The organism is Kistimonas scapharcae (assembly GCF_039540975.1).
In the GTDB taxonomy this organism is placed as follows: Bacteria; Pseudomonadota; Gammaproteobacteria; order Pseudomonadales; family Endozoicomonadaceae; genus Kistimonas; species Kistimonas scapharcae.
On the sequence record NZ_BAABFL010000025.1, the window covers coordinates 42080 to 53648 of the forward strand.

General features: G+C 47.8%; 14 protein-coding genes. All 14 read right to left on the reverse strand.

The window, feature by feature from the left end; genetic code table 11:
* Positions 1-8: 8 nt before the first annotated feature.
* The gene (locus tag ABD892_RS02200) at positions 9-875 is read right to left on the reverse strand and encodes a PD-(D/E)XK nuclease family protein (RefSeq protein ID WP_345193365.1); all 867 of its coding nucleotides are present in this window, start codon (positions 873-875) and stop codon (positions 9-11) included.
* A gap of 88 nt (positions 876-963) precedes the next feature.
* On the reverse strand, positions 964-3483 hold the full coding sequence (locus tag ABD892_RS02205) for a DUF5906 domain-containing protein (RefSeq protein WP_345193367.1): 2520 nt from the start codon (positions 3481-3483) through the stop codon (positions 964-966).
* 16 nt (positions 3484-3499) lie between these two features.
* The gene (locus tag ABD892_RS02210) at positions 3500-5437 is read right to left on the reverse strand and encodes a bifunctional 3'-5' exonuclease/DNA polymerase family protein (RefSeq protein WP_345193369.1); all 1938 of its coding nucleotides are present in this window, start codon (positions 5435-5437) and stop codon (positions 3500-3502) included.
* A gap of 76 nt (positions 5438-5513) precedes the next feature.
* Positions 5514-6545: a hypothetical protein gene (locus tag ABD892_RS02215; RefSeq protein ID WP_345193372.1), complete on the reverse strand. Its 1032-nt coding sequence runs from the start codon at positions 6543-6545 to the stop codon at positions 5514-5516.
* Positions 6542-6865, reverse strand: a complete 324-nt coding sequence (locus ABD892_RS02220) for a hypothetical protein (RefSeq protein ID WP_345193374.1) — start codon at positions 6863-6865, stop codon at positions 6542-6544. Before ABD892_RS02220 ends, ABD892_RS02215 begins: the two co-directional genes overlap by 4 nt.
* Before the next feature lie 19 nt (positions 6866-6884).
* Positions 6885-7427: a hypothetical protein gene (locus ABD892_RS02225; RefSeq protein ID WP_345193376.1), complete on the reverse strand. Its 543-nt coding sequence runs from the start codon at positions 7425-7427 to the stop codon at positions 6885-6887.
* Entirely contained in the window at positions 7414-7704 is a 291-nt protein-coding gene (locus ABD892_RS02230) for a hypothetical protein (RefSeq protein WP_345193379.1), read from the reverse strand. Before ABD892_RS02230 ends, ABD892_RS02225 begins: the two co-directional genes overlap by 14 nt.
* Positions 7697-8179, reverse strand: coding sequence for a hypothetical protein (locus ABD892_RS02235; protein WP_345193381.1), 483 nt, complete (start codon positions 8177-8179; stop codon positions 7697-7699). Before ABD892_RS02235 ends, ABD892_RS02230 begins: the two co-directional genes overlap by 8 nt.
* On the reverse strand, positions 8176-8541 hold the full coding sequence (locus ABD892_RS02240; RefSeq protein WP_345193383.1) for a hypothetical protein: 366 nt from the start codon (positions 8539-8541) through the stop codon (positions 8176-8178). The genes ABD892_RS02235 and ABD892_RS02240 overlap by 4 nt, the downstream gene beginning before the upstream one ends.
* Before the next feature lies 1 nt (position 8542).
* Complete coding sequence (locus ABD892_RS02245) at positions 8543-9136, reverse strand: hypothetical protein (protein ID WP_345193385.1); 594 nt, start codon at positions 9134-9136, stop codon at positions 8543-8545.
* Positions 9133-10053, reverse strand: coding sequence for a hypothetical protein (locus ABD892_RS02250; RefSeq protein ID WP_345193388.1), 921 nt, complete (start codon positions 10051-10053; stop codon positions 9133-9135). The genes ABD892_RS02245 and ABD892_RS02250 overlap by 4 nt, the downstream gene beginning before the upstream one ends.
* Entirely contained in the window at positions 10050-10445 is a 396-nt protein-coding gene (locus tag ABD892_RS02255) for a hypothetical protein (protein WP_345193390.1), read from the reverse strand. Before ABD892_RS02255 ends, ABD892_RS02250 begins: the two co-directional genes overlap by 4 nt.
* A 138-nt stretch (positions 10446-10583) precedes the next feature.
* Positions 10584-10949, reverse strand: a complete 366-nt coding sequence (locus ABD892_RS02260) for a hypothetical protein (RefSeq protein WP_345193393.1) — start codon at positions 10947-10949, stop codon at positions 10584-10586.
* Between the two features lie 53 nt (positions 10950-11002).
* Positions 11003-11569 (reverse strand): SPFH domain-containing protein (locus ABD892_RS02265; RefSeq protein ID WP_345193395.1); only part of this gene is annotated, 567 nt, incomplete at its 5' end.

Here is an 11569-nt window from a genome sequence, read left to right on the forward strand (position 1 = left end):
TTGGCCTCCTAGCCTATGGCGTCACCGAATTCACAATCGCCAGAAGTTCTGTAATGGCACCACCGACACGCGACATCTGACGGTTTCGCTGGGAACTTGGTGGCACTCGTGAGTTTGATGGCTCGCTCAGTAAGCCGAGGGAGCATTGTCATTACGTCATCGCGGGTATACTGACGGCGCATGTCCTGACCCTGATCCAGATACCAGAACTCAGCGGTTACATGCTCCAGCTCGGGGTATTTCATAAAGGCTGAAATGGCATACTCCAGTGCCTGGGCACCGTGTTTTACTTCATTGCCCCACTTTTTGCCGGTCTTGTGGTCGATGATCAGTGCGCTGGTATCGCTCTCACGCACAAAGACATCCAGTTTGGTGATACACCAGAGGTCTTTGTTCTTGTACAACGCACCATCGTCTTCCAGCGGGTTCCAGTCGATATCGAAACCCCAGTTTTCTTCCAGTTGCACCTGACCTTCATTGAACAGGGTGCGGAGCAGGTCAAACCGTGATTTGAATTCGATGGTCTTTTTGCCATTAGGCATCTCGTCCCGCAACCCACGTACATAGGCTTCGCATTCATCATGGATCAGCGACCCGCGTTCAGCGGCTTCACCCGAGGGTTCCTTGATCTTCTTCACACGTCGTAGGAACAGGCGGTAGGGGCACTGCCCAAACTGCTGAAGGCTGGAATGTGACCAGAAGCGGATTGGCCCACCTTGGGGATCATTGCCGCCATCGGTGGCGATCAGTCGGGCGACTTCCAGGTCACTCCGGTTGGGGTCAAACTCGAATTCCGGTACCTTGGGTTTTTCTACCTTGACCGGCTTCGCAGGTTCCAGGTTAAAGTCACTGTCCGATGGTGGTGTGTAGCTCATTCTTTAGCCCTGCTAATGATTAGGTTCTCAAGGTAAGTGATGTAGTGCCATACCTTTTCTCTTGTGCAGAGGGTTTGGCAGCAGCACCCTAGTTCTTCTTTTGCTTGGGAGCGCAGAAGTCTTCCCTTGGCGCAGATGGCAGGAAGTCTGTCGCCAGCTTGATCTGGTAAGTGTCCATCAGTTCCTTGCGCCGTATGTCGTCCATCTTCCATTCGACTTTTACTCCTCTGACAGTCTTTCTATTTACTTTGTGTGTAGTAGGTGTTATACCAACGTGTGACAGTAACTTTCCGAACTTTGCTGTGTGGTCCTGTCTGCTGATCAACACGCTATACACTTCACGAAGCTGGGCTGTTGAGGCGACCAAAACACCATCTGCACTGTCCCGTATCCATGTCTTTACAGCCGTTTTTGCCATATTTGCGCTGCCATCAGGGGTGTTCACATTCAACACATCTATAAAAAATTCCAGATTCCCTGTTTTTATGGCTTCGGCAAATTCTTCCTGTGATGTGCGTGATTCTACCCGCATAATTTCCTTGGCTTCGTTCTCTGTAGGAGTGGTAGCTTTGTACCAATCCACATCAAATTCCTGAAGGAAACAACTGAATGCAGGTAATTCTTTAGGTAAATCCTTTTCGACTCTTTTGGGCCAGTCAGGATACTGTGTGGCTATTTTTATCTCTTGTCGTGGGCAGACGTTGAATCGACGGTCGGATGAACTGATACGTACAGCGCCTTTTTCGTTCGATGCAAATATGAAATTACAATGGGTTTTTTTTGTATCCCAGTTCTTTCGCATTGAGCGGATAGGTGTCATGGGTTCAGTGATAAGCCCCTTTATTTTGCTGTATTGCTTACCTACGTTTTTTGAGTCGCCAAGTTTGAACTCATCGAAGAAAATAATTAACTTATTTTCAAGAAAGTTATTGAATTCTTCATCGAGCATTGAACCCGTGCCTTCAAACGCCGCGTTGCCGAGGATGGGTATCAGTACTTGGTTGATAAGGTTTCCTTTGCCTGTACCCTGAACCCCATGAATAACCCAGGCCAGCCCCAACTTGTCTCTGCGTTGGAATATTGCGGCCAACCAGTTGATAAACAATTTGGTTTCTTCATAGCCATTTGTTACGTGCCTGATTAGGTCGTAGACAGTAGGGCAAAGACCTTTGAGTGCGTCAGCGTTATCGAGGGATACTCCCTTGAATTCTTTTTTTATGTTGACTGGATTGAAAAAATAATCAGCCGGTTCAAAGGTGTTGATGAACTCCTTTTTTAGATTGAGTTTTTCGTCACTATGGGGATCAAAGTGTCTGGTCATGTACCCCAGTCTTTCAGGTTTAACGGCTCCCCTTGATTCAAACCAGCCGTCGAGCGCGTGTATCATAGTGGTTTTATACATATCCACGAGTTCATTTTTCTCGTGGTCGTACATTCCATACCACACCTCGTCTTCTGATCGTTCAATGAAAGCAATCGGTCTTAGGGGGTTGGTATTGCTCCCATCTTCGGGCTTTTTTTCAGCCAGGTACTCCTCGGTGAACCACTTGAATGTGTCAGGGTCGCATTCTTCAAACAGGAAATAGTCTTCGCCTTTCAGGTTTCTGACAACACCAGGTTCATTTTTGTTGACCAGATAGGCGTGGCTGTCACCGCCGTCCAGATTGAATGAGCAGTAGTCCCCATGGTCAGCGTACAGCGTCATTACTCCAGCGCCGGGATTTGATATTACTTGGGTGTTGCCACTCTGGAGACTGAGTTTCTTGTAATTCGGCTGCTTGTAGGGCATTCCCAGCTTCTTATGGATTTTCTTGATCTGGCTTGTTTGGGCAGCACGGTTTTTCTCTGCATCTACATCCAACAGAGGGATAGTCAGGTTGACGCAAGACTCCTTCTTTTCGATCAGCGTGATACGGTGGTCGTCATTGGCGAAAGGGTTCTGCCCAGGCTTTTCAAATGTTGGGGGTGCCAGATAGACAATCCGTGAGTTATCAGCAAGGCATATATCAAGCGGGTAGCTCAGCGTCCGCTTGTTGCCCGATAACTTCAGTCGCTCGACCAGTGTTTCTTGGGTCAGATTCAAGTGCAGCAGGAATTCTTTCAGTTGTCTTGGGTTGATGGCTTCTTGCAGCCAGAACTCAAGGTGCATACTGATTTTGTTGCCCTTCATACCAAACGATGAGCTGGCAGTAGCGATGTAACTGACGCCACGGAAGCACTCGGGCAGGATAGCGACCAGCCGTTCTGCGACATCAATCACGGTGGATTCGGTGCATACGTCAGGGATGATTACACCCGGCAGTTCGATCTTGTCGAAATCAAGGATTATGGTCTGGGTGGTTCTGTTGGTATCAGTCAGTCCTTTCCTGCTTTCCCCCTCCAATGGCCGTGTGAAATGGCCTTTGTACATCGCATGGCCTTTTGAGGCGAATAACTGCAAGAGGCGGTATTTTTTCCGTAAACCTTCTGCATCCAGGGTCACTTCTTTTTCAACGGAGTTGATTTTCCAGCTATTCGGGTAGTCGGTCTTACTACCGTCGGCACAGAAGTGTTTCGCCAGTCGTTTGCCTGTCGCGTCCGTAATAAAGGTTATCTTATCCTTTAGCATTGCTAATACCTTTGGTCTATTTTGAATAGCAGTCGTCTATACCGCCGTCGGTTGCCAGTACAAGTCGGCTGTCGCACCATGCGGGTGTTTTGGACATCTCTGTGTCCATCATCTGGTTGCACCACTCGGCATCTTTTTCGTCCACGATTGCTACGTTCTCATCGTGCACGGTAAGCGCCAACATACCGGCGTCGTGTTCTTTGAGTTGTGCGTCGATACGGACCATGGCTTCACTCATCACGATCCGTGACAATGCCTGTATGCAATTTTCAAGGATGAGGCCCCCCCATAACTTTTTACGGTACTTGCCTTGCCAATAGTCGTATTCGTTGTAGGCATCGGGATGTTCGATAGGTTGTAAGTCGGGGTAAACCAGGCTCAGACCGTTGGGCATTACCAGACGCTGGTATTCGACGCGAAGGCAGACAAACTCATAAGGTTCAAGGTTCGGGTTCGCCATATCAGCGATGACGCCTTGTAACCTCCGCCACATGCCGGAGATCATGTTGTTCTTTTTGCGGTAGGTGTAGACAACATCGCGGCATTCTTCTTCTGTCAGGTCTACCACCATACCCATCGCACCGGAAAGCAGGGTGTGTCTGAATTTGGCTGCACCCATCCCGAAGCCGAGGCCCAATTCTGCTACTTTACCTACAAATCCTTCGGTTGCATGTTCTGGGTTTTTTCGGAAAACAGGGTATCCATAAATCGCTGTGGCCATCTCGTTGTATATATCGCCGCCTGATGCGATCAATTCCAGCTTGTCGTCTTGTCCACAAAACCATGCGGACATACGACCTTCGATATTTGACAGGTCACGGACGACAACCTTTTTGCCTTTAGGTGCTCTCAGGGCAAGCCGTAGTTTCGATTTCCGCCCCAGATTTTGTGGGTTTTGTTTGTTGGTGCCCCCCCAACGACCAGTGTGCGCCGCATAATAGTTCAGCGGTTGCGCCAGATGCCCCTCGGGGTTGATAGGGCTGACCATGCCATGGTTCAGGAAACGATCAATTCTGGTCCTTTCACTGTTACTGGTGGCTGCAAGACGGCCTTGCCAGATATGGTCTAGTTCAGGATGTGCGCTACGAAGCTCCAGAAATTCAAGGTCGTCTTTTGCCAGTGGCAGTTTCATGTTGTCGGGATTTTTCTCAGTGGGTGAGGGCACTTCCTCAATAACGATCCCGTGTTCTTTCTTGAGTCTGGCGGCAAATTGCTTGTTACTCGCAAGAGTCGTGCGTCCCCAATTAGAGGCCGCTATGATCCGGTCTTTCTCTGCGTTATAGGTTTCGCGGTGGTCGAGAAGTAACTTATGGTCCATCTCGAATGGGCGCTCAATAAACATCCGGAGCGTAATGTCATTAATCTTCAGTTCTTCTTGTGGAAAACCCATCGACCACATCTTTGCGAAGGCGTTGAAGGTAATATCAGTGTCCTGAATACAGTAATCAGCAGTGATCTTTTCCTGTTCTGGCGACAGGTCCCAGTAGCCATCAGAGACTTCCAGGGCATCCTTGTCTTTCCACAGGGACTTGTCATCAGGGAACAGGCGTCGTGTGAGGGCGTCCAGTGAAGCTGATTCAGTGGGCCATAACGCCTGACTCATGCCTTTTGTGTCGTACCATGTCTCGGCGCTGACGCCGTAGACCCAGCGCATAATAGCCCCGTCAAACATGGTGTTGTGGGCTACTACGGTGTGTTTGTTCCCCTTTGGGAAATGGTGTTTCAGCGCGTATTCAAGGTCGCTGTGTGTGACCCAGAAAGTGTCCTCGCGGTCAATTTTGATACCGACCCCATGTGCCTTGAAGGGTACCTTGATTTCTTCGCCGTTACGGACCCATGAGCCGCGCAGGTATTCTTCGTATGTCAGGTTTTTGAGCGACACAGCAGGACCCGGAGTGCCTTTGTTTTTTCTGGTTCGATAGGCTGTTTCAAAGTCGAGGGTGAAGAAGGCCATGGTGTCTCCTGAAGAAAAAAGAGGGGCAGAAGCCCCACTATTTATTATTAGCCATGCTAATGCTTAAAGTCAAACGTCAAGGATCGTTCTTGATTTCATAGGTCAGTGCATCAAGTGCGTTTGATATGGCGTCTTTCCGTCCTTCATCACCGAGGAATCCTCCGCAACCATCAATTTCTTCATCGTCATGTATCCGTGTGACGGTGAATCCGTAGACGTTGCCGTTGTGATAATCGTCCAGCAGTTGTATCTGGTCCTCGAAGAATTTTTCCGCCAGCCCTTCCAGCTCCTTGGTGGTCATGGTTTCACGGGCGCTGTATATGCCATGTTCGAGAAGTTCTTTTTTGCTGATGAAGGTGATACCGCAGCAGCCGGAATCCCACGGGCAGTTTATCACCGGGCTACCTGTACTGAATGCGTCCATGCCATGGCTGTAGACGTAGACAGGTGTCCAGTAATATTCGTTCTCGAAATCGAAGAAGGTGCTGAGTTCATCGTCGTAGATTTCGGACTTGTAGGGGTTAATAGCTGAGGTGCTACGTCCTTCCCTGTCACATTCCGGGCAGTATTCAACATAACCTTCTTTATCCTGATTCTCTATTTCCCACTCATGGCCGCAGGTTGCAGGTTTGGTGCAGCGATATTGATGGATGTAATTCAGGGGTCGCCCATCATTTACCCAGTACAGGAAATCTGCGACATCAACTGGCGATTTCTGGCAATGATTTCTGAACCGGTGTGAGAGGGATATACCGAATGTATCCGGTTGGTCCCAGTCGGCAAAAGGATCAGAAGGGCATGTATCGTACTTGATGTCGATAAGGAAACCCTTGAATTCAACGGATTCTTCACCATAGGTGTCCAGTTTTTCAGTGAGTTCTTTTTTCTCCTCCTCACTGATGGTGACGGTTTCAGTTTCAATCAGCAGTCCATTACATGAAGCACTGGATACGGATTCAGCATTGATGATAGTGTTTTCAATATCACCATAGGACACATAACGCTCGCCTTTGAATGGGCAGAGGTCATCACGAATCAGATCAAGCAATTGTTCGGGACAGTACGACTGCCATTCTTTGTCTTTAAATTTCGCCTTGAATAGTTTCATCGTCTCCCACCCATGTCTTTGATGATTAGTTCTCTGATGTACCGGACTTCTTCGGTGTAATCCTGTCCGACGCAATACTGGCATTCGTCATTTTCATCCCAGTACACACGGCGGTAGATACCGTAACTGGGGTGGATGCTCGGGTTAGCAATAAACCGTCGGAGTGTCCGACAGGTTCTTGCTTGGCACCGATAACCGAATAGTTCAACGAACGAATTTTTCTGCTTGTCGTTGAGTTCGATTTCGATGTCCTTCCAGCCTTCACCCTCGATATATTTGCGAGAGCAAACGACCTCCTCCAGAGTGAGTTTCATTGACATCGCAATAGCTCCGCTAATATTAATCTTCAGGGTAACGCCAGTTACCTTCGTCATCGTGGAATCTGTCGTAGATGTCGCAAATGATCCGGTCGAGGAGGATTGCTTGCCCTGTTGTGGTCCTGCACCAGATGTCCAGTCCCATGAGTTCGACAACGTGCCCACCGGCATCTTTGAGCCACCCGGCAAGAAGATCATCCACTAACCAGTGCTCGTAGACTTCGGAGCCATCTATGCCGTTGTTGCATACACAGGCTTCAACAGCTTCTTCGTGGGTGTTGTAGAAGTCACCGTTGTGGTGGCCTTCTTCATCCACGTAGTAGTAGCCTTCTTCCAGGTGGTGTTTGATCTCAAACCCGCGATACAAACAATCGTCTTCATCTGGAGGGCAGCAGTTGATGTCAAATACTTCTTCTTCGGTGAGGTCGCCAATACCATCAGGACAAGTCCAATAGGCTTTGGTGATGTCAGACACCAACGTGCTGACGCAGTAGAGCACATGCTTCCTGACAAATTCGCCTACCCGGTGTTGATAATCACCGTCGCTGTATTTATCTCTGCTCATCATCGTCTCCAAAAATCCGTTTATAGATGGTGGTTGTAGGTACCTTCTGGCCTTTACGTTCTTTCAGGCGCGGGGCTGTATAGCTATTGGCATCCCTGCACACCCAGTAATGGAAGGCGTTGCAGGCCAGTTTTTCTTTTTTGCACAGTGTCTCGTGCTGACATCCGTCGCAGGGCCGTATTCCCACTGGTGGGGGTGTGTAGGGCTTTTTCCTGTCGGGTCGGACAGGCGTCTCTTTCCAGTTGGGTTCTTGGTAGATGATGTCAGCTTCAAACATCTTCAGCTCTCCATGCGTCGGGCACGTTGTAGGACGTGACATCACCATCAAGAGTGTCGAGAATACCGGCGTTGGGTACGCAAGGGCTGGCACGGTTTGCTTTGTGGGTGATGATGGGTGATTCAAAGATGAAGAAGCAGAGGCATCCTCCCATCCAGCTTGAGGCGTATTTCACACCGTCGTATTCGCCTTCAACCATTAACTCATCAGGGTTATATGAGTCATCAAAGGACATTTCCCAGTTGGGGTCGAGTTCATTCAATTTGTCGTCATATTCTTCGGTGTCTAATTCGTCAAATTCCTCAGAGGTTAAGAGTTCTGTCAGCCGGTCATGCTGGAATTCGTACCGTGCCTCGCCATAATTAACGTCGGCACCATATTCATACATCAAGGCATGAACCACATCCTGATCCATGACATTACTGGAGATGTAACCGTAGGCGATGCCTGTTTCCGGGTTTATGTTGGCTGTCATGTGTGGCTCCCCCATGTCCCTGATGTTTCGGAGTAGACAATTGCCCCTACAATTTCAGCGCCGTTTGTATAAACAGTACGGAAACCGATTTCACGGTCATCAACAGGGCGGAGAAAAATACCTTGTATGTTGTGCCCGATATTCAACCAGCGGGATAATGTTTCTACTACGCCATGCTTGTTCTTATTCAGCAGGTGGAGCATTTTGATGGGTTCATCAATCAACAACATATCTTTGTCGTGGTTGTATAAAAACTTGGGGGCGTCGTAGGAGTAATAACCAAAGGCTTTGTCCTCCAGGGTGACAGCATCAATGTTGTTTTCGAGGAAATCCCTGAAGGTTTTTATTTGTACTTTCAGCATGTCACTCTCCATGTATCAGATTGTCATCGCCTATATACAAGTCATAGGTGCCATAGTTTTTGCTGTTTATGTCCAGTTGATCACTGACATCTTTAGGCCAGTCACCATCCCAGAAACCAGCACCGTGCCCGTTTCTTGTGAGCCAGAAATCATGTCCTGCTTGCTCGGGGCCAAGATTGTTGTCGATGGCCTCACGGTTGATGGCGTAGAAATCAACACAATCAGCTCGCATCTGGAGCAGCGTGTCGAAATGGATGTCTTCAAGGTCGTACTTATCATCCATAGGTGCTTCGTTTTCGTAGTCGATACTTGACCACAAAGCAGTGACCAGGTATTGCTTGATGAATACTTCCAGCGGACTATCCGGCTCTGCCCAAGGCGCGTTAGTTTTTAGCTCTGCTAATACTGCGACGTAAGAATCAAGATATTCGATGTTTTGTTTAGTCCACGGCCCTTCTGTATGGTCGGGTCGGAGGTGGAAAATCTCACCACGGAGCAGATCATGGTTTGTAATGATACCACTGGAAGCAAAGGCGTAGAGTTCGCTTGATTGCCCTCCATGCCATTCATAGGCTGTTTTTCTTGGGTTGATCATTTCTTGTCCCTCAACGTCTTCGCCTTGATCTTGTCGCCAACGTAAGTGTCTCGGACAAACACTATCCGTGACCCAGGCTCCATGCCTTCGTACTCACCCTTGTAATACCTGTCGTCTGTTAGTTGGCGGAAGTGCCAGCTACGGTAGTGGGCGTGTGGGTTTTTCTTGTTGGTTGCGAGGCTTTTCAGCGTGACCTTCTTGGCGGTCTTTTGTTGCATGTCTGGGAAGTTTACTTGTCCCGGCTTTGTGACAGGCATCCCATCAACTAATACTTCGTTGCCTCCTGCTTGTATGTATAAACACATTCCTATGTATAGCTTTAATGTAGCTAATTGGAGTTTTGCAGCAGTAAAATGTGCGGGGGAATCGTAGTCGATTTCCCCTAAATCCAGTTTCCCTAACACATCAATAAAATCATCTTCATTCTTTGCTGTAAGACATTCATTGAGCTTGCTTTCTGGTATGCAGGCACTGGAATAATGAGTACCTAAATCCATTATCATGGTTAGCATTCGTTCATCCCCATTAATGTTTTGGGGGTGTTCGATGGATACCTTGTTGTGATAAAGCGATTCTACGTTTTTTTGGTAGGGCCTCCTGTCTTTGTATTTCAGATAGGTAAATAGGACTGCATGTACTTCTTTTTCTGCGATTATGAAACCTTTCGGCAAACAGAATATGAATGCTGCTGATAGGGGGCTTATGGCTTCTGGTTGAGAAATGCTCCGTTTGCTACTTAACAATTTGTTAAGTAATTCCTCTGATTCAGGGAATACCATTAATTTATTGTGTTCCCAGATATTAAGATTTACTTCGAGTAATAACAGAGGGTTGATTGCTTCCCGTGATATATCTCCTGACGCAACAGCATCACGGAATTCCTGATTCATGTGCTGGTTGAATGTGTTGTATTTCACCACCAATCCTCCTCTGATGGAAATTCTTCTTCGAGAACACCCCAGCAACAAAGGAGGTACTCACCTTCTTCTTTGTCATAACAGATGGTTGTTGTGTAGGGGTCACCGAGGTTGATGTAGTCGAAACGATGTCCTTTTCTCATATTTAAATAAGTGCCACATTGCTCAACACCATAACCTTTGATTTCTTCATTAATGCAATGAATTTCTACTTCATACCAGCCGGGTTTAGTAAAGCAGTCCTGATACCATGCGGCGGTATTAGGGTATTGATCCAGTACTGCATAAATATCACCGTGTTCATAATCCAGAGCCATGAGCTTCAGGATATTTTTTGCTTGTTCTTCAGAGATATTTAATTGCCTGATCAGCTCATCCTTGTTGATCGTCATTGTTAATACCCCAGAAAAAGAAAACAGAGCTTGTTGTGTACAACAACAAACCGACCATAAATAATGCCGGGGATTTGGCTAACATCCCAAGCATGGATAAAATACTTGCACCTAAAAAGAGACTATTCCCCCATTTGATTAATGCCCTTTGCATAAAAGCCTCACGACATCCATTGCTTTATCGCCGCAGTATTCTTTTGGGTCGTGTGCCTGTGGACAGAGTTCTGGTTGGGGTTCTTCTTGTGTTAAATCAGCGTCCGTAGTGGGTGAAACGGTGGCAGTTTCTTTTTGTGGGGAAATGTGCTCGATATGGTCGTAGCTTAACCAGAAACACAGCTTGGGGTCATATTGATTGATTACGTAATAATGCCAGGCATTTGCATCCATATCACGGATATGGAAATGACCTGCGTATGCAAACATACCACAGCGTTTTAAATAACCTTTCCCTTTAGTGCTTAGCTTAACTAAATCGCCTTTTTTGAAAACAGGTTCATTGTCCATTTCTATCATCCCCAGATTTAAGACACCCGCCGAATGACGGGTGTCACCGGCAGTTATTTATTGAACATTCGGTTGCTCAGACCGGGTTCACCCAATGCCTGATAAGGAACAAACACGGCGCTGTTGTTCTTCGCCAGTGCTTGCTGGACTTCCAGGGTTTTCAGGGCAATCAGCTCGGGCGTAATACCCTCCGCGATGGTTTTGTTGACATCGCGGAGCGACCGGGCTTTGATCATTTCGATCTTGTAATCCATTTCAGCCAGCTTCTGTTGCCCCTGCTTTTCTTTCATTTCGATCTGCACCTGGGCTTCCTGAGTAGCGATAGCCACACGGCGTTCTTCAGCAGCCTCAACAGCTTTGGTGATCAGGTCGGGGTACTGGATACGCCCCAGCGCCACATCTGAGATCGTTAATGGGATACCCTTTGATGCTTCAGTGACAGCCTGGAAGATTTCGCCGCTGATCCGGGCATAGTTCTTATGCACATCTTCGACACTGTATTTGCTCATCACTTCCCGTGCCTTATTACGCACGATCATCCGGCCATAGGTCTGGTAAACAGTTTCCAGCCCCAGCACCCTGTTTGAGCCAATTGATGGTTCAGGCAGTACGATGTCGTT

Coding starts and splice junctions, on each gene's coding strand:
- ABD892_RS02200 (WP_345193365.1), bottom strand. CDS start 875: ATGAGCTACACACCACCATCGGACAGTGACTTTAACCTGGAACCTGCG.
- ABD892_RS02225 (WP_345193376.1), bottom strand. CDS start 7,427: ATGAGCAGAGATAAATACAGCGACGGTGATTATCAACACCGGGTAGGC.
- ABD892_RS02240 (WP_345193383.1), bottom strand. CDS start 8,541: ATGCTGAAAGTACAAATAAAAACCTTCAGGGATTTCCTCGAAAACAAC.
- ABD892_RS02235 (WP_345193381.1), bottom strand. CDS start 8,179: ATGACAGCCAACATAAACCCGGAAACAGGCATCGCCTACGGTTACATC.
- ABD892_RS02210 (WP_345193369.1), bottom strand. CDS start 5,437: ATGGCCTTCTTCACCCTCGACTTTGAAACAGCCTATCGAACCAGAAAA.
- ABD892_RS02230 (WP_345193379.1), bottom strand. CDS start 7,704: ATGTTTGAAGCTGACATCATCTACCAAGAACCCAACTGGAAAGAGACG.
- ABD892_RS02260 (WP_345193393.1), bottom strand. CDS start 10,949: ATGGACAATGAACCTGTTTTCAAAAAAGGCGATTTAGTTAAGCTAAGC.
- ABD892_RS02215 (WP_345193372.1), bottom strand. CDS start 6,545: ATGAAACTATTCAAGGCGAAATTTAAAGACAAAGAATGGCAGTCGTAC.
- ABD892_RS02245 (WP_345193385.1), bottom strand. CDS start 9,136: ATGATCAACCCAAGAAAAACAGCCTATGAATGGCATGGAGGGCAATCA.
- ABD892_RS02255 (WP_345193390.1), bottom strand. CDS start 10,445: ATGACGATCAACAAGGATGAGCTGATCAGGCAATTAAATATCTCTGAA.
- ABD892_RS02220 (WP_345193374.1), bottom strand. CDS start 6,865: ATGTCAATGAAACTCACTCTGGAGGAGGTCGTTTGCTCTCGCAAATAT.
- ABD892_RS02205 (WP_345193367.1), bottom strand. CDS start 3,483: ATGCTAAAGGATAAGATAACCTTTATTACGGACGCGACAGGCAAACGA.